A 26,354-nucleotide genomic window follows, 5' to 3' on the forward strand; every position below is an offset into this window, starting at 1 on the left:
GACTACTCCGCGTTGCCTGGCTGGTGTTGCAGGGTCGCCTGGGTGACGTTGCTGCCCGGAGGCACGCTGCGGGTCAGCCAGACGTTTCCACCGATGGTGGAGCCCTTGCCGATGGTGATGCGCCCGAGGATGGTGGCCCCGGCGTAGATCACCACGTCGTCTTCGACGATGGGGTGGCGAGCCTGGCCCTTGAGCAGTTGGCCGGACTCGTCGACGGTGAAGCGCTTGGCGCCCAGGGTCACCGCCTGGTAGATGCGCACGCGGTTGCCGATCACCGCGGTCTCGCCGATCACCACGCCGGTGCCGTGGTCGATGAAGAAGCTGTGACCGATCTGCGCCCCCGGATGGATGTCGATGCCGCCGGCCGAATGGGCGATCTCCGCGGCGATCCGCGCCAGCAGCGGCACCCCGGCGCAGTAAAGGCGGTGGGCCAGGCGGTGGTGGATCACCGCCTGGACGCCCGGATAGCAGAGCAGCACCTCGTCCAGGCTGCGCGCCGCCGGATCGCCCTGATAGGCGGCGATCACGTCGCTGTCCAGCAGCCGGCGCAGCTCCGGCAGTGCCGCGCCGAACTCGCGGACGATCTGCACCGCGCGGGCCTCCAGGTCCGGCTCGCGCTGCCCGCACTGGCGGGCGACGTAGTGCAGCTCCAGGCGCACCTGGCCGAGCAGGGCATTCAGCGCGCTGTCGAGGGTGTGGCCGACGTAGAAATCCTCGCTCTCCTCGCGCAGGTCGCTGGGCCCCAGGCGCATCGGAAAGAGCGCGCCGCAGAGCGCGGCGAGAATCTCCGCCACGGTCTGCCGCGAAGGCAGTTCGCGACCGCCCAGCTCGCGCGTCCGGCCGCAGCCCTTGCGCCAGTCGTCGCGGGCGGCGCGCAGATCGTCGACGATCTGCTCCAGTTGCCAGTTCACCGGGCGGGGCGCCGCCGCCTCCGGAATGTGCGAGACGCCGTCGAAGACGGCCTTGAGTTTGTTGGACATGGGGAAACCCTGCCGGCCGCAGGAGCGGCCGGCCCTGAACGAGAAGAACGGGAAGGACGTGAAGATCGGAAACGAACGGGAAGGAATCCGGGGCGGGAATCAGTCCTGCACCCAGGGCAGGCCCCAGTGCCGCCAGCCGCCGCTCTCGCCGCGCTGCTGATGGGTGTCGAGGTCGCCCTCGAAGCCCTCCAGCACGTTGAAGACCTGAGCAAAGCCAGCTGCCGCCGCCGCTGCGGCTGCCGCCGCGGAGCGCTTTCCACTGCGGCAGAGCAGCACCAGCACGCCGTCGCGGCCGACCCGGCTTTCCAGCTCGCGGAGGAAGCGCGGGTTCCTGACCAGCGTCGGGCCGGTCTGCCAGGCCACGTGCAGGCTGTCCGGGACGCGCCCGACGAACTTCAGCTCCTCGGCGCTGCGCACATCGACCAGGGTCGCCGCGCCGGCCTGCAGCAGCGCCCAGGCCTCCGGCGGATAGAGGCTACCGGCGTAACTCAGGCCGTTGGCGGCGCCACGGCTGCGGGCGCGGGCGAGCAGCTCGGCCGGACTGGCGGCGAACACGGCGGACAGATCGGCGGGACGCCGGCTGTCTTCGGTGGCATGGGGGGCTGGGGCGGCGGCTGGCATTGGGAGTCCTCCGGTTGACTGGTCGAGGCCCGGCAGCCAATCCGCCGCACCACGTTGGGGACTACTCTATGCCGCCTTTATATTCCAAAAAAATAACTTGTTATTTTATTTATAAAACTAAATAGAATATAAGATCAAAGCCATCGCTTGCGAACAGCCATCATGCCATCAGCGTCTTGCCCAGCAGCATCAGCGCCGACAGCCCGGCCAGCACGGCGAAGCCCAGCTGCAGATAGCGGGCCGGCAGGTGCGGCGCCAGCAGGCGGCTGCCGAGCATCCCGACGACCGCCGCGGCGACGAAGGTCCAGGCGCCGGGCACCAGTTCCCGGCCGGAGAGCAGCACCCCGGCCACGGTACTGGCGGAAATCAGCGCGATCACCGCCAGCGAGGTGACGACGATGGCGTGCATGGCCAGGTTGCTGAACTGGCGAATCCCCGGGACGATCAGAAAACCGCCGCCGACCCCGAACAGGCCGCTGAACAACCCCGACAGGCCGCCGATGGCCGACAGGCTGAAAAAGCAGCGCGGATTCCAGCGAAAGCGGCCGGTGTCCGGATTAAGCATGCAGTTCCTGCCCAGCACCCCCGGCGCTGCCTCCCCCCCGGCGCCGGCCAACGCCTGGCGCGCCATGCGAGCGGCGATGAACAGCAGCGCCAGGCAGAACAGCACCATCAGCAGCGCAACCGGCAGGCGTCCGGCCAGCCAGAGGCCGAGCGGCGCGCACAGCGCACCGCAACCGGCCATCAACAGCGCCGCCTTGTAGCGCACCAGTCCCTGGCGCAGGCCGTCGAGGCAGCCGAGCAGCGCCGCCAACCCGACGGCGATCAGCGACACCGGCACCGCCTCGCCCAGGCTCAGGCCGAGCCCGAGCACCAGCGTCGGCACCGCCAGCACTCCGCCCCCACCGGTCAAGCCCAGTGCCAGCCCCACTCCCAGCCCGTACAGCCCCTCCAGCAGCATGCCTTTCCCCTGCACCCAATCCACTTCTGGCCATAAGGATATTCCAGTCTTGCGGAAAAGCCGGACTCTCTCCGCCCTGCCTTCGTCGACGCAGCCCCACTTTTTTTGTGGAAACGAACGCCCCTTGCCGTGCAACTGCCGGCTATCGGAATGGAGGCGGCCACCCTGGCCGACGAACGGTATGGACGCTGCAGTGACGTCTCCTAGACTTCGGCTCGAAAGACACTTTGTGGGGCATGAGCATGGATACCGCAGCCCGGCTGGCTCGCAGCCAAATCATTTCAAGCAAGGCCAAGCAGCTGTTCGACAAACGCGCACAGATCGCCCAGGAGAACTTCAAAGAACGGATGCACAAGGCCTGCGAGAAGGAGATGGCCGACCTGATGGCCAAGCCCCCGGCGCCGTGGGACCTATGGAACGCCTGGTACCGCTATGGCGTGGACGCCGCCCAGCGCTCGGTATTGTTCTGGGACACGCTGCGCCAGCGCGGCAACAACTATCTGCAGCACCTCCAGCAGGGTCAGCCGCCGCTGCTGCATTTCGACTACGAGACGGTGCTGGACGGGCGCACCTTCGAGCAGCCGGTCAACTACGCCCTGCTGCGCATCCTCCCCCCTCCCGGCGTGCAGGTGGACCCCAAGCGGCGGCCCTTCCTGATCATCGACCCGCGGGCCGGACACGGCCCGGGGATCGGCGGCTTCAAGGACGACTCCCAGGTGGGGGTGGCCCTGCGCGAGGGGCATCCGGTGTACTTCGTGATCTTCTTCCGCGAGCCGGAGCCGGGCCAGACCCTGCTCGACGTGTCCGCCACCGAGCAGCGCTTCGTGCGCAAGGTGCGCGAGCTGCACCCGGACAGTCCCAAGCCGGTGCTGGTCGGCAACTGCCAGGGCGGCTGGGCGACGATGATGCTGGCCGCCTCGGATCCGGACACCGCCGGTCCGGTGGTGATCAACGGCGCGCCGATGTCCTACTGGGGCGGTGCCTGGCAGGAAGGCGAAGGCGACAACCCCATGCGCTACGCCGGCGGACTGCTCGGCGGCACCTGGCTGGCCTCCTTTACCGCCGACCTGGGCAACGGCGTCTTCGACGGCGCCTATCTGGTGCAGAATTTCGAGAGCCTGAATCCCGCCAACAGCTTCTGGGACAAGTACTACCACCTGTTCGCCAACGTCGACACCGAGCCGCCGCGCTTCCTGGAGTTCGAGCGCTGGTGGGGCGGCTACTTCCTGATGAACCGCGAGGAGATCGAGTGGATCACCCGCAACCTCTTCGTCGGCAACAAGCTCTGGTCCGGCGAGACCCGCAGCGCTAGCGGCAAGGCCTTCGACCTGCGCGACATCAAGTCGCCGATCATCCTGTTCGCCTCCCTGGGCGACAACATCACCCCGCCCCAGCAGGCCTTCAACTGGGTGGCGGACGTCTACGGCAGCACCGAGGAGATCAAAGCGCGCGGCCAGGTCATCGTCGGCCTGCTGCACCAAGACATCGGCCACCTGGGGATCTTCGTGTCCGGCAAGGTGGCCCGCAAGGAACACGCACAGATCGTCGAGGTCCTGAAATCCATCGAGATGCTGCCGCCCGGCCTGTACGGCATGTCCATCGGCGAGCGCAAGGGCGACGACGGCCGGGTGGAGTACGAGGTGGAGTTCCACGAGCACCGCCTGGAGGACGTCAGCGCCCGCCTCAATCGCCTGCAGCGGGCCGACGAGAAGCCCTTCGAGGCGGTGGCCGCGCTGTCCGAGTTCAACCAGCGTGCCTACCAGATCTTCGCCCAGCCCCTGGTGCAAGCCCTGTCCAACGAGCGCTCCGCCAAACTGCTGCGGGAGTTTCATCCCCTGCGGGTGCAGCACTGGGCCATTTCCGACCGCAACCCCTGGCTCTGGTGGCTGGGTCCCACCGCCGCCGCGGTCAAGGCGCAGCGCCAGGCGGCGGACACGAACGACCTGCCGCACCGCAGCGAAAGACTGACGTCCGAACTGATCAGCGCCTCCCTGGACTATTACCGGGCGATACGCGATGCCTTCAGAGAGAGACTGTTCTTCCAAGTCTACGGCAGCCTGTTCTGCATGTACCTGGCCGACCGGCCCGGCGCGGAGCAGCCGGTTGCGGCCGGCGTAGCCGAGCCACGGGAACAGGCCTTCGTCCAGGAAGCCCTGGCCGCCATCGGCGAAGGCGGCTACGGCGAAGCCTTCGCCCGGGTCGCGGCCCTGCTCGTGCACAAGGGCGACGTCCCCCTGTCGCGGCTGGTGGCAAAGCAGGAAATCGCCCGGGACTATGCCGAGTACCTGCCCGACCTGCCGCCCGAGACCTGGCGGCGCATCCGTGGCGAACAGGAAATCATCGTCAGCTACGAACCCGACCGGGCCATCGCCACCCTGCCGGACCTGCTGGCCGAGGCAGCGGACCGCGAGCGGCTGCTGACGCTGCTGGACCGCCTGGTGGCGGACCCGCGCGTCCAGCGCTCCAAACCGACCGCCGAGCAGCGCGCCATCCTGGAGCGCATCCGCGGCGTGCTGGGCGGCAAACCCGCCACCCGGCATCGCCTCGCCGCCGCCCGGAAAGCCTGAACGCCACACCGAGAAGGGAGCCTCCCGATGACCGGCAGCCACGAAAAATACCGACGCCTGATCGACTACTGCAGCGCCCTGCCGCCCACCCCCACGGCGGTGGCCTGGCCCTGCGACCAGAGTTCCCTGCAGGGCGTGGTGGACGCGGCGAAGAACAACCTCATCGCGCCGATCCTGGTCGGCCCGCGGGAGCGCATCGAGGCGCTGGCCGCACAGCACGGCATCGACATCGGCGGGCTGCCCATCGAGGACGCCCCCTACAGCCAGGCCGCCGCCGCCCGCGCGGTGGCGCTGGTGCGCGAAGGCAAGGCCGAGGCGCTGATGAAGGGCAGCCTGCACACCGACGAGCTGATGGGCGCGGTGGTCAAGCGGGATACCGGGCTGCGCACCGCGCGCCGGGTCAGCCACTGCTTCGTGATGGACGTGCCGGGGCACGCGGACACCCTGATCATCACCGACGCTGCGGTGAACATCGCGCCGACCCTGGCCGAGAAGAGGGACATCACCCAGAACGCCATCGACCTGGCCCACGCACTGTTGCAGGTCAGCCCGGAGAAGAAGGAGGTGCGGGTGGCGATCCTCTCGGCGATGGAAACCGTCAACCCCGCGGTGCCCTCCACCGTCGAGGCGGCCGCCCTGTGCAAGATGGCCGACCGCCAGCAGATCACCGGCGCTATCCTCGACGGCCCCCTGGCCCTGGACAACGCCATCAGCCTGGAGGCGGCGCAGATCAAGAAGATCGACTCGCCGGTGGCGGGCCGCGCCAACGTGCTGGTGGTGCCCGACCTGGAGGCGGGCAACATGCTCGCCAAGAGCCTGTCCTTCCTCGCCGGCGCGGATGCCGCCGGCATCGTGCTCGGCGCGCGGGTGCCGATCATCCTGACCAGCCGCGCCGACTCGCTGACCACTCGCCTGGCGTCCTGCGCGGTGGCGGCCCTGGTGGCCAAGGCCCGCCGCGAGAGCACCGGCAAGGCGATCGGGTGAGCCCATGCAGAACGCGATCCTGGTCCTCAACGCCGGCTCCTCCAGCCTCAAGTTCTCGCTCTTCGCCGACCATCCCGATGAACCGGAACTCCAGTTGCGCGGGCAGATCGAGGGGCTCAACGGGGCGCCGCACTTCATCGCCCGGGACACCGCGGGCACCATCCTCGACGAGCGGCGCTGGGCCGACGGCACCCAGCTCGGCCACGACGGCGCCGCCCACCATCTGGTCGAGTTCCTGCAGGACTACCGGGACCGCTACCGGTTGCTGGCAGTAGGCCATCGGGTGGTCCACGGCGGCCAGGAGTATTCCCTGCCGGTACGCGTGGACGCCGAGCTGCTGAAAAAGCTCGAGAAACTCATTCCCCTCGCGCCCCTGCACCAGCCCCACAACCTGGCGCCGATCCGCGCCTTGGCCGAACGGGCGCCGCAGCTGCCCCAGGTGGCCTGCTTCGACACCGCCTTCCACCGCCGCCAGCCCGAACTGGCCCAGTTGTTCGCCCTGCCGCCGTCGATCACCGAGCGCGGCGTGCGGCGCTATGGCTTCCACGGGCTATCCTACGAATACATCGCCAGCGTGCTGCCGCAATTCGCCCCGGAGGCCGCCGCCGGCCGGGCAGTGGTCGCCCACCTGGGCAACGGCGCCAGCCTGTGCGCCATGGCCGCCGGGCGGAGCATGGCCAGCACCATGGGCTTCACCGCCGTGGACGGCCTGCCGATGGGCACCCGCTGCGGCAACCTCGACCCGGGAGTGATCCTCTACCTCATGGACGAACTGAAGATGAACGCCCGGGCCATCGAGACGCTGATCTACAAGGAATCCGGACTGCTCGGCGTGTCGGGAATTTCCAGCGACATGCGCGAGCTGCTGGACAGCGACGCGCCACGCGCCGCCCTCGCCGTGGATCTCTTCGTCTACCGCATCGGCCGCGAAATCGGCTCCCTGGCCGCAGCCCTCGGCGGGCTCGATGCCCTGGTGTTCACCGGCGGCATCGGCGAGCACGCCGCGGCGATCCGCGAGCGCGTCTGTCGCGACGCCGCCTGGCTGGGCCTGGCGTTCGACGAAGCCGCGAACGAGGCCGGCGGGCCTCGGATCAGCACGGCCTCCAGCCCGGTGTCGGCCTGGGTGATCCCCACCAACGAAGAACTGATGATCGCCCGCCATACTCGGCAGACGATTTCGTCTACCTGAGAACCCGAGGAAAAAGGACATGACTCCGGAGACTCCCCGCACCCTCTTGAAGGGCACCAAGGCACTGGTGGTCGGCGTGGCCAACGAACACTCCATCGCCTACGGCTGCGCCAAGGCCTTCGCCGAACTCGGTGCCGAGGTGGCCATCACCTACGCCAACGACAAGACCCGCCCCTACGTCGAACCCCTGGCCAGGGAACTGAAGGCGCCGATCTTCATGCCGCTGGATGTCGCCAAGGCCGGCGAACTCGAGGCGGTGTTCGAGACCATCGGCCGACAGTGGGGACGACTGGACATCCTGGTGCATGCCGTCGCCTGGGCGCCCAAAAAAGACCTGCAGGGCGGCCTGCTCGACTCCTCGGCGGAGGGCTTCGGCCTGGCCATGGACATCTCCTGCCACTCCTTCGTGCGCATGGCCCGTCTGGCGGCGCCCCTCATGACCGACGGCGGCGCCCTGTTCGCCATGAGCTACTACGGGGCCAACAAGGTGGTGCCCAACTACAACCTGATGGGGCCGGTGAAGGCCGCGCTGGAGGCGTGCTGCCGCTATCTCGCCTACGAACTCGGCCCCAAAGGCATCCGCGTGCATCCCATCTCCCCCGGCCCCCTCAAGACCCGCGCCGCCTCCGGCCTCAAGGATTTCGACCTGCTGCTCAACGAGGCCGCCCAGCGCGCGCCCCTCGGGGAACTGGTGGACATCATGGACGTGGGCTTCACCTGCGCCTACCTGGCCAGCCCCTACGCTCGCCGCCTGTCCGGCGAAACGCTGTATGTGGACGGCGGCGTTCACATCATGGCCTGAGAACTGCGCAGAACCGAAAAGCCCGGAGAAATCTGCAGCAAGTCCGGCAGGCAAGGCTGGCGGCACACTCATCACGTGGGGTTTCCCATGATCACTCGTTCTTTCCGGCGCACGCGTCCGGGTTTCGGCAGGCTCCCAAGCCGTCTCGGTTTGCGGATCGCCTGCCTGGCCGGGGGCCTCGCCCTACTGGCCGGCTGCGACGAAAAGCCGGCCGCCCCGACGCGGCCGCCCATTGAAGTGACCGCCATGACCTTGGCCGCACGGGATACCCCGGTGACGTTGGAGTTCGTCGCCCAGACCGAGAGTTCCCGGGAGGTGGAAATCCGCGCCCGCGTCGCGGGCTTCCTGGATAAGCGGCTGTACAAAGAAGGCGACCTGGTGAAGGTCGGGCAAGTCCTGTTCCAGATGGACCGCAAGCCTTTCGAAGCGGCGCTGCAGTCGGCCCAGGGACAACTCGCCCAGCAGCAGGCGCTTCTGGAAATGGCCCGGGCCGACCTGGTCCGTGTCCGCCCCCTGGTGAAGATCGGGGCACTCAGCAAGAAGAGTCTCGACGATGCCATCGGCAACGAGCGGCAGGCCCAGGCCGCCGTGCTCAGCGCCGAGGGCTTGGTGCGCACGGCGCAAATCAATCTCGGCTATACCACCATCACCTCGCCCCTCACCGGCGTGTCGAGCTTCGCCAAGCAGCAGGATGGCAGCTACGTGACGCCGGGCGAAGCGGGCCTGCTGACCTACGTGTCGCAGGTCGATCCCATGTACGTCAACTTCAGCCTCTCGGAAAACGAGATGCTGAAGTATCGCAACGAAATTGCCACCAACCAGCTCAGGTTCCCGCCGAACAACGCCTTCGAAGTCGAAGTGGTGCTGGCCGACGGCTCGGTGGTGCCCGATCGCGGCCGCCTCAGCTTTGCCGATTTCGCCTTCAGCGAGACAACCGGCACCTTCCTGATCCGGGCCGAGCTGGCCAACTCAAAGGGATTGCTGCGTCCCGGCCAGTTCGTGCGCGCCCACGTCAAGGGCGCGATCCGGCCCAAGGCCGTGCTGGTGCCCCAGCGGGCGGTCCTGCAGGGCCCCAGGAGCCATTACGTGTGGGTGATCGACAACGACGGCAAACCCGAGCAGCGCGTCGTGGAGATGGGCGACTGGCACGGCGACGACTGGTTCGTCAGCCAGGGGCTGCGCCTCGGCGAGCGCATCGTGGTCGACGGCGCGATCCGGGTGGCGCCCGGAGCCCAGTTGAAGATCGTCGAAGCGTCTCCCGCAGCGGAATCCGCCGGGGACACGAGCGATAGCCAGCGCCCGGTGGCGGCCGAAGCCTTGCCCGGCCAGCAGGAGCGGATGAAGGTTGGCCCATCCGACAAAGGATCGGCGCCATGAGCGGACGGACCCCATGAGCATCTCCCATTACTGCATCGACCGGCCGATCTTCGCCTCGGTGATCTCCATCGTCATCACCCTGGCCGGGGCGGTGGCCATGTTCAATCTGCCCGTAGCCCAGTATCCGGACATCACCCCGCCGCAAATCACGGTGTCGGCCACCTACCCCGGCGCCGACGCCGAAGTGGTGGCCAACAACGTGGCGGCGCCCATCGAACAGCAGGTCAATGGCTCCGACAACATGATCTACATGTACTCGTCGAGTTCGGCGACGGGCAACATGACCCTCAACGTCTTCTTCGAGATCGGCACCGACCCTTCCCTCGCCCAGGTGGACGTGCAGAACCGGGTGAACCTGGCCCTGCCGCAGTTGCCGTCGGCGGTCCAGGCCCAGGGCATCAACGTACAGAAGAAGTCCTCGGCCTTCATGATGGTCATTGCGGTGTATTCCCCCGAGAACCGCTACGACAGCACCTACATCGCCAACTACACGAACATCTATCTCCTGGATGCCATCAAGCGCATCCCCGGGGCCAACCAGGCCGCCATCTTCGGCACCCCGGACTACGCCATGCGGATCTGGCTGAAGCCGGACCGGATGGCCCAACTGGGCATCTCGGCCACCGACGTGCAGCAGGCGGTGGCCAACCAGAACCAGCAGTTCGCCGTGGGCCGCATCGGCCAGTCCCCCACCGGCCAGCCGGTGGAGCAGTCCTTCGCCGTCACCACCAAGGGCCGCCTGACCGAACCCACCGAATTCGAAGACATCATCATCCGCGCCGCCAGCGGCGGGGCGGCCATCGTTCGTCTGCGCGACGTAGGGCGTGCCGAACTCGGCCAGAAGGACTACTCGCTGCGCAGCACCTACCAGGGCCGACCGGCGACCCTGATGGCGGTCTACCAGCAGCCCGGCGCCAACGCCCTGGAGGTGTCCAACGCCGTCCGGACGACCCTGGCGGAGATGGAGAAGAGCTTCCCCGCCGGCATCGAGTACACGATCGTGATGGACACCACGGCCTTCACCCGCGCGTCCATCGACGAGGTGGTGAAAACCTTCTTCGAGGCCCTGGTGCTGGTGGTGGTGGTGGTCTACGTGTTCCTGCAGAGCCTGCGCGCCACCCTGATCCCGGTGCTGGCGGTGCCGGTGTCGATCGTCGGCACCTTCATCGGCATGACCGCCCTGGGGTTCTCCGTCAACATGCTGACCCTGTTCGGCATGGTGCTGGCGATCGGCATCGTGGTGGACGACGCCATCGTGGTGATCGAGAACGTCGAGCGCAACATGCACGTCCACAAGATGAATCCCAAGGACGCCGCCAAGCGGGCCATGGACGAGGTGGCCGGCCCGGTGGTGGCCATCGTGCTGGTGCTGTGCGCGGTGTTCATTCCGGTGGCCTTCATGGGCGGCATCACCGGCCAGCTCTACAAGCAGTTCGCCATCACCATCGCCATTTCCGTGGTGATCTCCGGCCTGGTGGCCCTGACCCTGTCGCCGGCCCTGGCCGCCATCCTGCTCAAGCCCAGCCACGGCGAGAAGCGCGGCTTCTTCCGCTGGTTCGAACGCAGCTTCGAGCGCATGACCGAGGGCTACTCCCGCTCGGTGGGCTTCATGATCAAGCGCTTCGTGCTGGCCCTGCTGCTGTTCGCCGGAATGATCGTCCTGACGGTGCTGATGGCGCAGCGGATTCCCGGCGCCTTCCTGCCGCCGGAGGATCAGGGCTACCTGCTCGGCGCGGTGATCATGCCCGACGCCGCCAGCCTGGATCGCACCAGCGAGGTGGGCAAGGTCGCCAGCGACTACTTCATGAACAACGAGGCCGTCGAAGGGGTGGCCGTCGTCAACGGCTACAGCCTGCTGGACAGCCAGAACAAGAACAATGCCGGCACCTTCTTCGTCGGCTTCAAGGATTTCGAGGAGCGCTACAAGGACGCGGAAACCATCCGGGCGCAGGGTGCCTCCGCCGTCATCAAGGCGGCCGGCCAGACACTCTCCCAGGTGCGCGAGGGGCTCATCCTGCCGGTCAATCCACCGTCCATTCCCGGCCTGGGCACCACCGGCGGCATGGAGGTGTGGATTCAGAGCAAGGGCGACGGCACCGTCAGCCAGCTGGCCGAGCTGGTGAACAACTTCGTGGCCAAGGCCAGACAGCGGCCGGAACTCGGTGCGATCACCTCCACCTTCAACGCCTTCTCCCAGCAGTTGCTCGCCGACGTGGACCGGGAAAAGGCGGAAACCCTGGGCGTACCGGTGGAGGACGTGTACAGCACCATGCAGACCATGTTCGGTTCGCTGTACGTGTCGCAGTTCAACAAGTTCAGCCGTCTGTGGCAGGTGATCCTGCAGGCCGAGCCCGCCTATCGCCTCAAGGTCGACGACCTGCAGCAGATCTACGTGCGCAGCCGCAGCGGCGAGATGGTCCCGCTCAAGGCCCTGCTGACCACCCGCTACGTCACCGGCCCCGACCTCTTGACCCGCTTCAACAACTTCCCGGCGGTGAAGATCACCGCCAACGCGGCGCCGGGCTTCAGTTCCGGGCAGGCGCTCGCGGCCCTCGAAGCGGTGGCCGCGGAGACCATGACCAGCGACTACGGCCTGGCCCTGAGCGGCGAGGCCTTCGAGGAGAAGAAAGCCGGCGGCACCACCTCCCAGGTCTTCGTCTTCGGCCTGATCATGGTGTTTTTGATCCTCGCCGCCCAGTACGAGAAATGGTCGCTGCCGGTCGGCGTGCTGCTGGCGGTGCCCTTCGCGCTGTTCGGCGCCCTGCTGGCGATCCTGCTGCGCGGGCTGGTCAACGACGTGTACTTCCAGATCGGCCTGACCATGCTGGTGGCCCTGGCGGCGAAGAACGCCATCCTGATCTTCGAGTTCGCCGTGCTGAACCGCGAACAGGGCATGTCGGTCTTCGATGCGGCGATGACCGCGGCGAAGGAACGCCTGCGCCCCATCGTGATGACCTCGCTGGCCTTCATCCTCGGCTGCGTACCCCTGGCGATCGCCGTCGGCGCCTCGGAGAACAGCCGCCACTCGATCGGCACCGGGGTGATCGGCGGGATGCTGGCGGCGACGGTGATCGCGGTGTTCTTCATCCCGGTGTTCTACTACCTGGTGGAGCGGCTTTCCGAGAAAAAAGCCAAGGACACCGGGAAAGCCGCGCTGCCCACCGAACCGGCGGTGCCGGGTGGGACGCCGGGCAGCGTCCCGCAGCAGCGACACGAGGGCGACTGAAATGGCCATGGCGGAGCAGCCCCTGATCGCCTGCCACGAATGCGATCTCCTGCAGCGCGAGCCACACCTGCCCCAGGGCGGCGTGGCCCGTTGCCGGCGCTGCGGAGCGACCCTCTTCCACAGTCATCCGCAGAGCACCGAGCGCGCCCTGGCCTGCACCCTCGGCGCCCTCCTCCTCTTTCTCGTCGCCAATGTCTTTCCGATCGTCAGCCTCAAGCTCAGCGGGGACGTCGTGCAGGCCACCCTGCTGGGTGCGGCGCAGGTCATGTACCGCGACGACATGCGCCTGGTCGCCGGGCTCGTGCTGGCGACCACCTTCGCGGCGCCTCTGGCGCAGATGCTGGCCATGACCTACCTGCTGCTGCCGGCCTGCTTCAGGCGCCGGCCGCCCCATGCCGAGCTGGTCTTTCGCACCATGACCCTGGTCCAGCCCTGGGGCATGGTGGAAGTGTTCGTGCTCGGCATCCTGGTGTCCCTGGTCAAGCTCGCCCACCTCGCCATCGTGGTACCGGGGATCGCCCTGTGGTCCTTCGCCGGGGTGATGATGCTCATGGCGGCCACCGCCGCCGCCTTCGATCCCCGCGATCTGTGGACACGACTGGGGCCGCCGCGATGAAGGGCCCGCCGAGCGCCGCCCGCCAGGGCCTGGCGACCTGCCATGGTTGCGGCCTGCTGGCCCGCGCAGGCCACGGCCACGCCATCCGCTGCCCGCGCTGCGGCACCCCCCTGCACGGACGCAAGCCGGAGAGCATCGCCCGCACCTGGGCCTTCATCCTCGCCGCGGCGATCCTCTACATCCCCGCCAACCTGCTGCCGATCATGGAAACCAGCTCCCTGTTCGGCTCCCAGAAGGACACCATCATGAGCGGCGTGGTGTATCTGTGGCGAAGCGGTTCGTGGCACCTGGCCCTGGTGGTGTTCATCGCCAGCATCCTGGTGCCGATGGCCAAGCTCCTCGCCCTAGTCGTCCTCGTGGTGTCGGTGCAGCTGCGTTCCCGCTGGCAACCGGTGCAGCGCACCCAGCTCTACCGCCTGGTGGAGCTGGTGGGGCGCTGGTCGATGCTCGACGTGTATGTGGTGACCCTGCTCGTCGCCCTGGTGCAACTCGACGCCCTGGCGACCATCCGCCCCGGCGCCGGGGCCCTGGCCTTCGGCGCCGTGGTAGTGCTGACCATGTTCGCGGCGATGAGCTTCGATCCTCGCCTGATCTGGGATTCCATGGAGAAAGACGATGCCTGACGCCCCCCCGCCCCCCGATCTATCCACCCTTCCGGAGGCCGAGGCGGCCCCCAAGTCGCGCTGGAAGCCGCAGCTGGTCTGGCTGGTGCCCCTGGTGGCCGCCCTCATCGGCGGCTGGCTGGCGGTGAAGTCCGTCCTCGATCAGGGCCCCATCATCACCATCGTCTTCAAGAACGCCGAAGGCCTGGAGGCCGGCAAGACCAAGCTCAAGTACAAGGACGTGGAGATCGGCCTGGTCACCACCGTGGCCCTCTCCCAGGACCTCAAGCAGGTGGTGGCCACCGCCGAGCTGGTCAAGGATTTCAAGCCCCACCTGGTCGAGGACACCACCTTCTGGCTGGTCAAGCCGCGCATTTCCGGCGGCAGCGTGTCGGGGCTCGGCACGGTGCTGTCCGGCTCCTTCATCGGGGTGGGCGTGGGCAAATCCGCCCAGGCGCAGAAGGCCTTCACCGCCCAGGAGGTGCCGCCGGTCATCCAGGTCGACACGCCGGGCCGGGAGTTCATTCTGCGCAGCAGCGACCTGGGCTCGCTCGAGATGGGCTCGCCGATCTTCTTCCGCCGCCTGCAGGTCGGTCAGGTGGTGTCCTACCGGCTCGACCAGGACGGCCGCGGGGTGGACCTGCGCATCTTCGTCAACGCCCCCTATGACCAATATGTCACCGAAAACACCCGTTTCTGGAACGCCAGCGGGCTGGACGTCAAGCTCGACGCCTCCGGAATCGAGGTGAATACCCAGTCCATAGTGTCGATCATGCTCGGCGGGGTGGCCTTCGAAACCCCGCCGGAGTCCGCCGCAGGGGCCGTCGCGGCGGCGGATACCCCCTTCGAGCTGTTCGCCGACCGGGGCCAGGCCATGCGCAACCCCGAGCACGACGTGCTGAAGATGGTCATGTTTTTCGACGAATCCCTGCGGGGCCTGGCACCGGGCGCCATAGTGGACTTCCGCGGCATCGCCCTCGGCGAAGTGTCCGCCATCCGGGTGGAACTGGACCCGGTCAGCCGGCGAATCATCATGCCCGTCGAGGTAAACCTCTATCCGCAGCGGCTACGCCTACGCTCCAAGGAAAAAGACCAGCCCCCGCTGTCGGACGAGGCACGCAAACGATTCCTGGACGGCATGGTGGCCAACGGCCTGCGCGCGCAGATGCGCAGCGGCAACCTGCTCACCGGGCAACTCTACATCGCCCTCGACTTCCTCCCCGACGCGCCCAAGGCCGGGATCGACTGGAGCAGCGCCCCCCCCCAACTGCCCACCACCGCGGGCAGCCTGGGCGAACTGCAGGCGACCCTCAAGAACGTCGCCGGCAAGCTGGAAAAACTGCCGCTGGAGCAGATCAGCACCGACCTGCGCCAGACCCTGCAGGCCGCCAATCGCCTGATGACCCGGCTGGACGCCCAGGTAGCCCCCGAGGTCGTCGCGACCCTGAGCGAAGCGCGCAAGGCCGTGGACACCGCCCAGGGCATGATGGCCGCCGACAAGCCCCTGCAGTACGACACCCGCGAGGCCATCCGCGAGCTGGGACGCACCGCCAAGTCCCTGCGCGCCCTGTCCGACTATCTCGAACGCCATCCCGAAGCGCTGCTCTGGGGCAAGCAGGAGGATAAGAAGTGAAGCGCCATGTTCTAGTTCTTGCGGCCGGCCTGGCCCTGGCGACGCTCGGCGGCTGCGCCAGCGCCCCCGAGGAGCGTTTCTATACCCTCAGCGCGGTCGCTACGGCCAATCCGGCAGCGCCCCGGGCGACCTATACGGTGGCCGTGGGGCCGATCACCGTACCCGACACGGTGGACCGGCCGCAGCTGGTGCTGCGGCTCGACGCCAACCGGGTGGCGATCCAGGAGCACACGCGCTGGGCCGCCCCGCTGTCGAGCGGCATCGGCCAGGTCGTCGCCGCCAACCTGGCGCAGTTGCTGGGCGGCGCCCGGGTGGCGGCCTATCCCCAGAACGCCACGACCGATCCCGACTACCGGGTGGCAGTGGACGTGCAGCGCTTCGAGTCGGCACCCGGCACCGCGGCCAGCCTCGACGCCCTGTGGACGATCCGCAGCGCCCAGGGCACGGTGCTCAAGGCGGGCCGCACGACGGTCAGCGAACCGGCCCCGGGGAGCGATACCGAAGCCCTGGTGGCGGCCCATGACCGGGCCCTGGCAACGCTGAGCCGGGACATCGCCCGGTTCCTTCCGGGCACCCGCCCGGCGCCATGAACCTTCCCTGCCGAGCGTTCCGCCTGGACCGGGCCTAGCACACCACCAGCACCGCCGCCGCCAGCAGCGCCCCGCCGGCCAGCAGTCCCAGCACCAGCCGGCTGGCGCCGGCCTTCGCCTCGGGCGGGCACGCGGCCACCGCCTGGGCAGCGACGTGCAGGGGGTTGGCGACGGGTGCGCGGTCGCTCGTCCTGGGTTTCTCCGGTCTGGGCAGGTCGACCGCAGCCATGAACAGCGTGGCGTCCTCGTCCTCGGCCTGCGGCACCTCGACCCTGGGGCCGATCACCAGCAGGGTCACCGAGCCCATGCGCACCTGGTCGCCGGGCTGCAGGACGGCGCTGTCGATCCGCTGGCGGTTGACGTAGACGCCGTTGGCCGAAGCCAGGTCCTTGATTTCCAGCACGTCGCCCTTGAGGAAGAACTCGCCGTGGCGGCGCGACAGCTCGGGATCGCCGAAGCACAGCTCGCACTTGGTCGAGCGGCCGAAGGTCATCGAGCCCTGGACATGGAACTTGCGGCCCTCGTGCTCGCCCTGGATCACCTGCAAAAACCAGCGCGGCGCGGCCTCCGCCCGCGGCTTGGCCTTGCTCGGGTCGAGCAGCAGCAGCTCCACCGGACCGACCCGCAGCAGGTCGTCGGCGCGCAGCTGGTAGTGGCTGGCGATGCGCGCGTCGTTGACGAAGGTGCCGTTCTCGCTCTCGCAGTCATGGAGGTAGTAGAGGCCGTTCCGCTGGCGGATTTCCGCGTGGAAGTTGCTTATCCCGGAATCGTCGAGCACCAGGTGATTGCGACGGTCCCGGCCGATGGTGAAGCGTTCCTCGACCAACCAGATGGGCGCCTGACGACTGTCTTTGAAGTTCAGCTTGAGCATATGCGGTATGAGCCCTGTTCTCGTGACGCAGACTCGGTGGGGGGCGGCGACTGCCGGTCAGTTGCCGAATAGGTTGTTCCAGGCCTGCTTGATCGGGTTGCCGTCCTCGCTGGGCGCCTCGCTGCGCGGCGCTGGCGCCCGCTGCACGGGCCGGCGGGCCTGGGCCGCCCTGGCCGCCCGCGCCGAGGCCAGCAGCTCCCGGTGCTCCTCGCGCATCCGCAGCAGCTCGGGGTTCTCCGGCTCGGCCTGCAGCCCTCGCTCGATCATCTCCAGGGCACCGGGGAAGTCCTTGCGCCGGTAGGTGGCGTTGGCCAGGTCGCGGTAGTGCGTGGCGATGCGGTGCAGACCGGCCAGAGCCTGCGCGTTGTCGGGCATCCAGCCGAGGACCTGGCGGTAGTAGTAGACCGCGCTGTCGTCCTCGGGCAGCAGCAGGCGCTTGTCGGCGATGCTCTGCTCGGCGCGCGCCAGATGGCCGGCGATGCGCGCCTCGATCAGCCGCCTCAGGCCGTCGAGGGCGCCGGCATGCCCGCCCTCCAGCTCCAGAACCTGGCGGAAGTAGTGCTCGGCGCTGTCCTGTGCCGGCTCCTGCAGCCGGCCCTCGGCCAGGCGCTGCTCGCCGAGGGCCAGCAGGCCGGCGATGCGCGCGGCCCTGCCGACCCGTTCGAGGCCGACCCGGGCCGCCAGGCTGCGCGCGTCCAGGCGCAGCGCCTCGCGGAAGTAGTGTTCGGCGTTGTCCTGCGCCGGCGCCTGCAACTGTCCCTCGGCCAGGCGCCGTTCGGCCTTGGCAAGGAACTCGTCGACCTGCCGCTGCTGGTGCCAGTAGAAACCACCACCGGCCAGGGCGCCGCCCAGCAACAGGACACCGAGCACGGCCGGCCACCGCGCACGGCGAGCCCTGCGTGGCGCCGGTTCGGCCGGCGATGCCTCCGCCGCGCGGCTGGCGCTCGGCGGCAGGCCGGGGCCGAGGCGGGTTTCGTCGGGGTCGCCCAGTTCGATCTCGTCCAGCGCCGCCAGCACTTCCCGACAGTCGGCGAAGCGCTGGCCGGGCTCCTTGGCGAGCATCCGCTCGAGCACGCCGCGAAACGGCCCCAGCGCGCCGGACAGGCTCGGCAGCGGCAGCTGCATGTGGTTCATCACGGTCTGGGTATAGTTGCTGCCGCGGAAGGGGTTGGTGCCGATGAGCATCTCCAGTAGGATCACCCCCAGGCTGTAGATGTCGCTGCGCGCGTCGAGCGGCTGGCATTGCGCCTGCTCCGGGCTGCTGTAGGCCGGGCTGCCGACGGCGATGCCGAACTGGGTCAGCTCGCTGTCGAGATCGAGGTCCTTGGCCACCCCGAAATCGGTGAGCACCGCGCTGCCGTCGCCGCGGAACAGGATGTTGGCCGGCTTCACGTCGCGGTGCACCAGCCCCTTGGTGTGCACCACCGCCAAACCGCTGGCGATCTGCCGGACGATCTCCAGGGCCCGCTCCGGGGCGAACAGCTCGCCCTTGTGACGGGCCAGGTCGCCGCCGGGGAGGTATTCCATGGCCAGGTAGTGGCGGCCGTCGGGCAACCGGTCGATGTCGTAGATGGTGATGATCGCCGGGTGATGCAGGGAAGCGAGCAGGTGCCCCTCGCGGATGAAACGCAGGGTGAAGCTCCGCTCCTCGGCCTTGCCCAGAACCTTGATCGCCACCTGGCGCTGCAGCGACTGCTGGGTGGCCAGGTAGACGGCGGCCATGCCGCCCTTGCCGAGCAGGCCATGCAGGCGGTAACCGGGAATATCGAGCACGCTGTCGTTCATGGAATCGGGCGCCGGATCAGTTCTTTGCGGGTTTCAACAGTTTGTCGAGGAAGCTGCGCGGCTTTTGCGCCGTGGCCTGCATCGGCGGCGGCGAGGCCAGCCCCAGCGCGATGCAGGTGATGTTGTCGCTGCCGCCCATGCGGTTGGCGGCCTCGACGAGCGCACCGACCAACGCGTCGAGGGTGGCGGCGCCGGCACACAATTGCAGGATCTGCGCATCGCCCAGCTCGCGGGTCAGGCCGTCGCTGCACAGCAGCAGCAGCTCGCCGTGGCCCAAGCGGCCCTGCACCAGCGCCACCTCGAGCGCCTCGCCGCTCTGGCCGAGGCAGCGAGTCACCATGTTGCGCAGGGGATGCCGGCTGGCCTCCTCGGCGCTCAGCCGGCCGGCGTCGATCATCGTCTGCACCCAGCTGTGATCGTGGGTCAGTTGCTCGATGGAGCCGGTACCGATCCGGTAGGCGCGGCTGTCTCCGGCCCAGGCGAGCTGGAAATCCGCCCCGGAAAAACGCACCGCGACCAGGGTGGTGCCCATGCCGCGCCGCCCCTCCTCGGCCTCGGCGGCGGCGAGGACGGCGGCATTGGCGGTCAGGACGGCGCTGTGCAGACCCTCGCCGCGGGCGATCTGCCGGCGCAGGACATCCAGCGCCAGAGCGCTGGCCAGCTCGCCGCACCGATGGCCGCCCATACCGTCGGCCACCGCCCACAAACGCAGCTGCGGACAGCACAGCAGCGCGTCTTCGTTGTGCCGACGCACCCGGCCCACGGCCGTGAGCGCCGCATATCCCAAAGCGGGATCGGAAGACCAAGTGATCGACATGACGGTGAAAAATCTCGGGGACGACGTTGGCGGGGGCGGCGACGGAGCCAATGGCTATTGGCCGGCAGCATACTCCGCTGCCACCGCCCCGGCAGCCGATTGCCGGACACGACGTCAGGAAGGTGAAAGGACGCACAGTTCGCGGGAACGGACGGGCGGATGGCGCAGCAGGGCCGGGTGGCGCGGCGCGACGAAGGCTGGTCGTTGCCGATCCAGCCTTGCGCCAACCAGGACGGTGCTCAGAAATCGGCGCAGCCGTTGCGCTTGTCTCCGGGCACGCAAGAGCCGAGCCTCGGCCGCGACTTGACCAGGGACCACTCGCGGGACAGCTCGTCGCCCTCCTCGACCCGCGACGGCGTGGTAATCCCCGGCGCCGGACACATGCTGGCGCTGGCCAGGTTGTGATCGTAGAGCCAGGTATCGGGACGGCGGCGCACCCAGTCCGGGCGTTGCACCACTTCCGGACTCAGGTAGTAGGTGAGCGTGCCGGGCACCGACGTCAGCAGGTACCCCTCGGCCGAGGTGAACGAGCCATTCAGGACATGGACGCCCGGAGGGCCGCCGCGCAATCCGTCGCTTTGCGGCGAAACCTCGATGCCGTTGCCGGCGTCGTCCAGGACCAACCCATCGACCCCGAACAGCGGCCCCGGAAGCGTCCCCAGGGGCAGCGCGTAGGAGTTGAAGACGATCCGGGCCGACGGCTGCTGCCGGTAGAGGAAATGGTTGTCGGCGGCGCTCGACGCCAAGGCAGCGGCGCTGACGCAGGCCCCGCCGTAGGCACAGCCGTAGAGATTCGGCGTCGGGCCGGAACCGGCGAGTCCGCCGCGAGTTTCGCCGATCCAGGTGTCCGCCCAGATCTGCCAGAAACTGCGGGCCGTCACCCCTTGTCCGCCCGGGTTCTGCAGGCGCCCGCCGGTCGCCAGCACCGCGCTGCCGGCAGTCGCCGCGACCGGAGCGTCGAGGGTCAGGTCGCCGAGCAGATTGCGCACCAGCACGCTGCCCGCCACCACCCCGCTCACCCCGTCGACGGTGCCGATGCGCAGAGCATCCGCATTGACGAAAACGAACGCCCCCGCCGCGCGCCCGGCCAGGACATACGGCGCATTGGTCGGGTTTTCCAGCCGCACGCTGCCCGTTTCGCTGATCGCCAGCAGGCTGTCCGCCAGGATGTCGGCACCGACGATCTGACTCAGATCGCCCTTCCCGACCTGCAGCAATACCTGGCTGGCCTTAACCCCGCTCCGCTCATCGATGACGCCCAGAACGATCCCCGTGGCATCCCGATAACTGAAGGTCGGCCCCGCCAACCCGACCAGCAGGCTCATCTCGTTGCCCGGATTTTCCAGCCGGACACTCCCGGTGCCGACCGCCACCAGGCGGCCCGCGACGATATCGGCCCCAGGCTCCTGATCCAGATCGCCATTTCCGACCAGCAGCACCTGGCTGGCCTGGATTCCGCCCACCTCGTCGACGCTGCCGATGCGCAGATCGTCCGCATTGGTGAAAACGAACGTCCCCGCCGCGCGCCCGGCCAAGGCATGCAGCGCATTGCGGGGATTGGCCAGCCACACGCTGCCCGTCTCGCTGCTGGCCAGCAGGCCGTCCGCAAGGATGTCGGCACCGAATTGCTGACTCAGGTCGCCCTTACCGGCCCGCAGCGATACCTGAGCGGCCCGGACGCCGCTGCCGAGGACGATGCCGGTGGCATCCCGGTAACTGAACGTCTGCCCGGCCTGCCCGGCCAGCAAGCCCGTTTCGTTGGTGGCATTGGCCAACAACACGCTGCCCGTTTCGCTGCTGGCCAGCAGGCTGTCCGAGTGGATATCGGCGCCGGCGCTCTGGCTCAAATCGCCCCTCCCGGCCCACAGCGACACTTGGGCGGCCCGGACGCCGCTCACCCCATCGAAGCCACCAAGGACGATGCCGGTGGCATCCCGGTAACTGAAGGTCTGCCCAGCCAGCCCGACCAGCGAACCCGTCTCGTTGCCCGGATTGTCCAACAGCACGCCGCTGCTGCTGGTTGCCAGCAAACTACCCGCAGCGATATCGGCCCCGGCGTTCTGGCTCAGATCGCCCTTCCCGGCGCGCAGCGACACCTGGGCGGCCTGGACACCGCTCACGTCATCGATATTGTCGAGAACGATGCCGGTGGCATCCCGGTAACTGAAGGTCTGCCCAGCCAGCCCGGCCAGCGAGCCGGTTTCGTTGTCCGGATTGTCCAACAGCACACCGCTGCTGCTGGTCGCCAGCAAACTGCCCGCAGCGATATCGGCGCCGGCGTTCTGGCTCAGATCGCCCTTCCCGGCCCGCAGCGACACCTGGGTGGCCTGGACACCGCTCACGTCATCGATGTTGTCGAGAACGATGCCGGTGGCATCCCGGTAACTGAAGGTCTGCCTGGCCACCCCGGCCAGCGAACCTGTTTCGTTGGTGGCATTGGCCAGCAGCACGCTGCCCGTCTCGCTACTGGCCAACAGGTTATTCGTAGCGATATCGGCTCCGGGGCTTTGGCTCAGGTCGCCATTCCCGGCGCGCAGCGATACCTGAGCGGCCCGGACGCCGCTCACCCCATCGAAGCCACCAAGGACGATGCCGGTGGCATCCCGATAACTGAACGTCTGTCCAGCCAGCCCGGCCAGCGAGCCCGTCTCGTTGCCCGGATTGTCCAGCCGGACACTGCCGCTGCCGGCTGCCAACAGGTTGTCCGAGAGAATGTTGGCATCGGGGTTCTGGCTCAGATCGCCATCTCCGCCCAGCAGCACCTGGCTGGCCTGGATTCCGCTCACTCCGTCTACGGTACCGATGCGCAGATCGTTCGCATTGACGAAAGCGAATGCCCTCGCCGCGCGCCCAGCCAGCAACCCAGTGTTATTGTCGGCATTGGCCAGCAGCACGCTGCCCGTCTCGCTACTGGCCAGCAGGTTATTCGTAGCGATATCGGCTCCGGGGCTCTGGCTCAGGTCGCCATTCCCGGCGCGCAGCGATACCTGAGCGGCCCGGACACCACTCACCTCATCGATGAGGCCACCGAGGACGATGCTGGTGGCATCCCGGTAACTGAACGTCTGTCCAGCCAGCCCGGCCAGCGAGCCGGTTTCGTTGGCGGCATTGCCCAGCAACACGCTGCCCGTCTCGCTGCTCGCCAGCAAACTATCCGCAAGAATGTCAGCACCGGCGTTCTGGCTCAGGTCGCCACTCCCGGCGCGCAGCGATACCTGGTCGCCCCGGACGCCGCTCACCCCGTCGACGCTGCCGAGAACGATGCCGGTGGCATCCCGATAACTGAAGCTCTGCCCGGCCACCCCGGCCAGCGAGCCCGTCTCGTTGTCCGGATTATCCAGCAGCACGCCGCTGCTGCTGGTCGCCAGCAAGCTGGCGGCTGCGAGGCTGGCCGGGCTGTCCTGGGTGAGGTTGCCGCCCTCGGCATTCAGGACCAGGGTGGTGCCGGCCTGGACGCCGGCCTGGCTGCGTTCGCCGCCCACCTCGCCGCTCATGGCGGTGAAGGTCAGTTCCGCCAGGCGCAGATCCCCGGTGGCATTGTGGAAACGGAAGGCGCCGGCTGCGCGGCCGGCCAGTGCGCCAACCCCGTTGGCCGCCGCCAGCTGGACCGAGTCGCTGCGCGAGCTGGCGACCAGTCGCGCAGCCGTCAACGGAGCACCGTCCTGCTGGGTGAGCGGCCCGTCGGCGAGCAGCGCCAGGCCGCCGCCCGGCAGGCTCAGCGGCGCGCTGAGGTCGATGGCGCCGCCGCTGCCTTCGGCCTGCAGGGTCAGCTCGCCCAGCGTGCTTTCGGCGAACGAGGGCGAGCCGACGACCACGATGCTCCCCGCCTGGCCATCGCTACCGAGCGCCAGACGGGGCGTCGCCGACAGCCGGTCGATCAGAGTCTGGTCGATCAGGAAATTGCTGACGGACAGGCCACCCTCCACCGGGTCTGCACCAATCTGGATCGGCGTCGCGAAATGGTCGGTCAGACTGCCGTCGGCCGCCACGCCGCCGGGGCGCAGGTTGACCAGCGCGGCGCCGCCCAGTGCGCTGGCGGCGGCGACGTCGAGCGCCGGCTGCGCCGGATCGGCGGACGCCGCACGGATCAGCAGCTCGTTGCCGGCAAACACCGAGGCGCCGCTGTCGGCGAAGCGCAGCCCGGCGACGCTGCTTCCCTCGGCCGCCTCGCCGGCCAGGCTGACGTTGCCGGCGTCGGCGCGTACCTCGCCGCTGCCGATCTCGCCGAAACCGAACAGCAGTCCGGCGGAGGACGAACCGTCCGTCTCGCTCGCCGCTGCGACCCGGCCGCGCAGGTCGATGTCGCCCTGCCCGGCGACGAGGCTGCCGCCCGCCACCGCCAGCCCGATCCGGGCCGCCGGCGCCGCGTCCGCCTGCCCGGCCAGGCCGATCAGGGTCAGATCGCCGCTGTCCGCGCCGACGTCGCTGCTGGCCAGGAGCAGACCGAACTGCCCGCTGCCCGTGCGCCCCCGGATCAGGGTGTCGCCGCTGCCCGAGCCGATCTGGCTGGCCGAAACGACCGCCCCGACGGTGCCGGCGGCCGTCGTGCCGTCCAGCTCGACCGTGCCGGCCGAGGTACTCAGGGTGCTCTGGAAGATCGCCAGGCCGAAGTCGCTGGCCTGCCCCTGGCCCGCGAGGCGGATGTTGCCGGCCTGCGAGAGAAGGCTGCTGCCGCTCACCTGCAGGCCGCCGTTGCCGCCCGGCAGCGCGGTGCCGTCGAACTCGATGGCGCCGCCGCGGGTGGCGATCTCGCTCTGCCCGACCAGTGCGCCGTACAGCCCGAAGCTGCCCGCCCCGGCGACGCTGCCCTGGACCAGGACCCGCCCGTCGGCGGCGTCGATCCGCGCGTTCTGCAGTTTCACCCCGGCATCGGGCGCATCCTCGCTGCTGAACGACACGTCGGCCCGCCCGCGCATGACCACCGCGCCACTGCCGCCGAGGGTCGCGTCGCGGGTGTCGATCTCCATCCCGTCGATGAGGATGCCGCTGCCGAAGGCGTTCGAGGCCGTGCCGTTGTCGGGGTCGCTCTGGCCGATGAAATGGACGCTGCCGCCCTGGGTCCGCAGGCGGGAAGCGACTTCGACGTTGCCGACGAAGCGGATGAAGCCCGCCTCGGGACGGAAGCCGTTGGCATTGGCGTTGAACACCAGGTTCAGCGGCGCGGCCGTCGAGGCGATGCTGAAGAAGCCGCCGCTGATCGACTGGTTGGCGTCGAAGCGCAGCTCGAGCGCGCCGCCGGTCGCCTCCTGGCGCAGGATCGACACCCCGTCGCCGATGACGATATCGCCGCCGATCTCCCCGGCAGCGGCCGGGCCGGTATGGATGCGCACGTTGCTGCCGGCATCCAGGGCGGCGCTGATGGCGCTGTCGAAGACGATCGAGTCGGCCACGACCGGGTCGAACGGGCTGTCCAGGACCGGGTCGGAAGACTCGCCGGTATCGCAGCACGGCAGCACGGTGATGTTGAACGGATCGATCAGCCAGCTTCCCGCCGGCTGCCCCGGCGCGCCGGCCGTGCCCACCTGCACGCCGGTCAAATCCAGCGCCCGCGCCGAGGTTTCCACGAAGCCGCCGGCGCCCTGGCCGGCGCCGCGCGCCTGCAGGCTGCCGTGGGCGCGCAGGCTGTCGCCGCCCTGCAGATTCAGGGTGCCGCCCTTGCCGTTGTCGCGGGCATCGGCGTTCAGCCGCGATCCCGCGGCCAGCGCCGCCGACCGGCTCGCCCTGACCTCGATCCGCCCGCCGCCCGCTCCGCCGCCGGCATCCACCTCGGCCCGCTCGTTCAGGTACAGGCCGCCGCCGCCGATCACCACCGTGCCGCCTTGCAGCCCCGGGCCGCCGCTGGCGTCCAGCCGGCCGGCGACCTCCGCCCGGTCGTCGGCGCCCACCCCGAGGACGATCTCCCCGGCACGCTGCTCCAGCGAACGCGCGCGCAGCACGCCCTGCTGGTTGACCACCAGCTGCGCCGCCGAGGCCGGGTCGGCGAGGATCGCCACCCGCCCGCCGTCGGCCTGGACCACGCCGCCGGCCGCGTTCTCCACCAGGGCCTGGCTGGCCGGCTTGTCGGCGTCGATGCGGAAGGTGGTCAGCCCGTCGCCCTCGAAATCCAGCGACAGCTGGCGCGCCGACACCAGTGCCGCGGTGCCGCCGTCGGCCTTGATCGTGCCCTCGTTGCGCACCACCGCGCCGAGCAGCGCCACCGTGCCCCCCGGCCCCGCCTGCAGCGCGCCGCGGTTGATCACCGCGGCCTGGTTGCCGTCGGCGCGGCTGAACTTCAGCCGGCCGGCGTTGAAGTCGTCGTCGGCGATGTCCAGGCTGGAGGCCACCAGACCGCCGGTGCTGACCTGTGCCCCGGAGCCGAACACCACGCCGTTGGGGTTGACCAGAAAGACCCGGCCGTTGGCGGTGAGGCGCCCGGCGATCTCCGAGGGCAGGCCGCCCTGGACGCGGTTGAGCAGCATGCTGCTGCGCCCCGGCTGGCTGATGTTCACCGCGTTGTCCTGGCCGATGGAGAAGGAATTCCAGTTGACGATCGCCCGCTCGCTGTTCTGCTGCAGATTCAGCGCCCCCGGCGTGCCGAGGTCCTGGGTGATCGAGCCGCTGACCGGCTTGAAACCGGTGGGCAGCTCGCCCGCTGCCGCCAGCGGCGCGGCCAGGCAGGCCAGCGCCAGGCGGGACAGGCAGCCGGCGCGCTGCAGGAAGGGCTGCAGGAAAGAACCGATGGGGGTATTCATCT

17 protein-coding genes are annotated in these 26,354 nt (G+C 68.9%); 10 read left to right on the plus strand and 7 right to left on the minus strand.

The window, feature by feature from the left end:
• Positions 1-2: 2 nt before the first annotated feature.
• The 3 genes from epsC to BMY22_RS01550 form a co-directional block, all read right to left on the minus strand.
• The gene (epsC, locus tag BMY22_RS01540; RefSeq protein WP_090619014.1) at positions 3-980 is read right to left on the minus strand and encodes a serine O-acetyltransferase EpsC; all 978 of its coding nucleotides are present in this window, start codon (positions 978-980) and stop codon (positions 3-5) included.
• 99 nt (positions 981-1,079) lie between these two features.
• Positions 1,080-1,601 (minus strand): rhodanese-like domain-containing protein, encoded by a 522-nt coding sequence (locus tag BMY22_RS01545; RefSeq protein ID WP_090619016.1) that lies wholly within the window; start codon positions 1,599-1,601, stop codon positions 1,080-1,082.
• 160 nt (positions 1,602-1,761) lie between these two features.
• Complete coding sequence (locus BMY22_RS01550) at positions 1,762-2,577, minus strand: sulfite exporter TauE/SafE family protein (protein WP_341865004.1); 816 nt, start codon at positions 2,575-2,577, stop codon at positions 1,762-1,764.
• Between the two features lie 221 nt (positions 2,578-2,798).
• Here BMY22_RS01550 and BMY22_RS01555 point away from each other — a divergent pair, with 221 nt between their 5' ends.
• The 10 genes from BMY22_RS01555 (at position 2,799) to BMY22_RS01600 (ending at position 16,148) form a co-directional block, all read left to right on the plus strand.
• Positions 2,799-5,129, plus strand: a complete 2,331-nt coding sequence (locus BMY22_RS01555) for a DUF3141 domain-containing protein (RefSeq protein WP_244158766.1) — start codon at positions 2,799-2,801, stop codon at positions 5,127-5,129.
• A gap of 27 nt (positions 5,130-5,156) precedes the next feature.
• The gene (locus BMY22_RS01560) at positions 5,157-6,113 is read left to right on the plus strand and encodes a phosphate acetyltransferase (protein WP_090619019.1); all 957 of its coding nucleotides are present in this window, start codon (positions 5,157-5,159) and stop codon (positions 6,111-6,113) included.
• Between the two features lie 4 nt (positions 6,114-6,117).
• A complete protein-coding gene (locus tag BMY22_RS01565) occupies positions 6,118-7,302 on the plus strand; it encodes an acetate/propionate family kinase (RefSeq protein ID WP_090619020.1) in 1,185 nt (394 codons plus the stop codon).
• A gap of 19 nt (positions 7,303-7,321) precedes the next feature.
• A complete protein-coding gene (fabI, locus tag BMY22_RS01570) occupies positions 7,322-8,104 on the plus strand; it encodes an enoyl-ACP reductase FabI (RefSeq protein ID WP_090619022.1) in 783 nt (260 codons plus the stop codon).
• A gap of 75 nt (positions 8,105-8,179) precedes the next feature.
• Complete coding sequence (locus BMY22_RS01575) at positions 8,180-9,481, plus strand: efflux RND transporter periplasmic adaptor subunit (RefSeq protein WP_244158767.1); 1,302 nt, start codon at positions 8,180-8,182, stop codon at positions 9,479-9,481.
• Positions 9,482-9,494: 13 nt separating this feature from the next.
• Positions 9,495-12,707, plus strand: coding sequence for an efflux RND transporter permease subunit (locus BMY22_RS01580; protein WP_244158768.1), 3,213 nt, complete (start codon positions 9,495-9,497; stop codon positions 12,705-12,707).
• Positions 12,708-12,714: 7 nt separating this feature from the next.
• Entirely contained in the window at positions 12,715-13,323 is a 609-nt protein-coding gene (locus tag BMY22_RS01585) for a paraquat-inducible protein A (RefSeq protein ID WP_244158769.1), read from the plus strand.
• Positions 13,320-13,946, plus strand: coding sequence for a paraquat-inducible protein A (locus BMY22_RS01590; protein WP_090619027.1), 627 nt, complete (start codon positions 13,320-13,322; stop codon positions 13,944-13,946). Before BMY22_RS01585 ends, BMY22_RS01590 begins: the two co-directional genes overlap by 4 nt.
• A complete protein-coding gene (locus tag BMY22_RS01595) occupies positions 13,939-15,558 on the plus strand; it encodes a PqiB family protein (RefSeq protein ID WP_090619029.1) in 1,620 nt (539 codons plus the stop codon). The genes BMY22_RS01590 and BMY22_RS01595 overlap by 8 nt, the downstream gene beginning before the upstream one ends.
• On the plus strand, positions 15,555-16,148 hold the full coding sequence (locus BMY22_RS01600) for a PqiC family protein (protein ID WP_244158770.1): 594 nt from the start codon (positions 15,555-15,557) through the stop codon (positions 16,146-16,148). Before BMY22_RS01595 ends, BMY22_RS01600 begins: the two co-directional genes overlap by 4 nt.
• A 34-nt stretch (positions 16,149-16,182) precedes the next feature.
• Here the strand turns inward: BMY22_RS01600 and BMY22_RS25180 are convergent, their stop codons facing one another.
• The 4 genes from BMY22_RS25180 to BMY22_RS01620 form a co-directional block, all read right to left on the minus strand.
• Positions 16,183-17,019 (minus strand): FHA domain-containing protein, encoded by an 837-nt coding sequence (locus BMY22_RS25180; protein WP_090619030.1) that lies wholly within the window; start codon positions 17,017-17,019, stop codon positions 16,183-16,185.
• Positions 17,020-17,076: 57 nt separating this feature from the next.
• Positions 17,077-18,804, minus strand: coding sequence for a serine/threonine-protein kinase (locus tag BMY22_RS01610; protein WP_090619032.1), 1,728 nt, complete (start codon positions 18,802-18,804; stop codon positions 17,077-17,079).
• Between the two features lie 16 nt (positions 18,805-18,820).
• Positions 18,821-19,621, minus strand: a complete 801-nt coding sequence (locus tag BMY22_RS01615) for a PP2C family protein-serine/threonine phosphatase (RefSeq protein ID WP_090619033.1) — start codon at positions 19,619-19,621, stop codon at positions 18,821-18,823.
• 239 nt (positions 19,622-19,860) lie between these two features.
• Positions 19,861-26,352, minus strand: a complete 6,492-nt coding sequence (locus tag BMY22_RS01620; protein ID WP_090619034.1) for a two-partner secretion domain-containing protein — start codon at positions 26,350-26,352, stop codon at positions 19,861-19,863.
• Between the last annotated feature and the right edge of the window lie 2 nt (positions 26,353-26,354).

It is taken from the genome of Azotobacter beijerinckii, from assembly GCF_900110885.1.
In the GTDB taxonomy this organism is placed as follows: domain Bacteria; phylum Pseudomonadota; class Gammaproteobacteria; order Pseudomonadales; family Pseudomonadaceae; genus Azotobacter; species Azotobacter beijerinckii.

Coding starts and splice junctions, on each gene's coding strand:
- BMY22_RS01590 (WP_090619027.1), top strand. CDS start 13,320: ATGAAGGGCCCGCCGAGCGCCGCCCGCCAGGGCCTGGCGACCTGCCAT.
- BMY22_RS01580 (WP_244158768.1), top strand. CDS start 9,495: ATGAGCATCTCCCATTACTGCATCGACCGGCCGATCTTCGCCTCGGTG.
- BMY22_RS01615 (WP_090619033.1), bottom strand. CDS start 19,621: ATGTCGATCACTTGGTCTTCCGATCCCGCTTTGGGATATGCGGCGCTC.
- BMY22_RS25180 (WP_090619030.1), bottom strand. CDS start 17,019: ATGCTCAAGCTGAACTTCAAAGACAGTCGTCAGGCGCCCATCTGGTTG.
- BMY22_RS01545 (WP_090619016.1), bottom strand. CDS start 1,601: ATGCCAGCCGCCGCCCCAGCCCCCCATGCCACCGAAGACAGCCGGCGT.
- BMY22_RS01595 (WP_090619029.1), top strand. CDS start 13,939: ATGCCTGACGCCCCCCCGCCCCCCGATCTATCCACCCTTCCGGAGGCC.
- BMY22_RS01555 (WP_244158766.1), top strand. CDS start 2,799: ATGAGCATGGATACCGCAGCCCGGCTGGCTCGCAGCCAAATCATTTCA.
- fabI (WP_090619022.1), top strand. CDS start 7,322: ATGACTCCGGAGACTCCCCGCACCCTCTTGAAGGGCACCAAGGCACTG.
- BMY22_RS01560 (WP_090619019.1), top strand. CDS start 5,157: ATGACCGGCAGCCACGAAAAATACCGACGCCTGATCGACTACTGCAGC.
- BMY22_RS01585 (WP_244158769.1), top strand. CDS start 12,715: ATGGCGGAGCAGCCCCTGATCGCCTGCCACGAATGCGATCTCCTGCAG.
- BMY22_RS01565 (WP_090619020.1), top strand. CDS start 6,118: ATGCAGAACGCGATCCTGGTCCTCAACGCCGGCTCCTCCAGCCTCAAG.
- epsC (WP_090619014.1), bottom strand. CDS start 980: ATGTCCAACAAACTCAAGGCCGTCTTCGACGGCGTCTCGCACATTCCG.
- BMY22_RS01620 (WP_090619034.1), bottom strand. CDS start 26,352: ATGAATACCCCCATCGGTTCTTTCCTGCAGCCCTTCCTGCAGCGCGCC.
- BMY22_RS01610 (WP_090619032.1), bottom strand. CDS start 18,804: ATGAACGACAGCGTGCTCGATATTCCCGGTTACCGCCTGCATGGCCTG.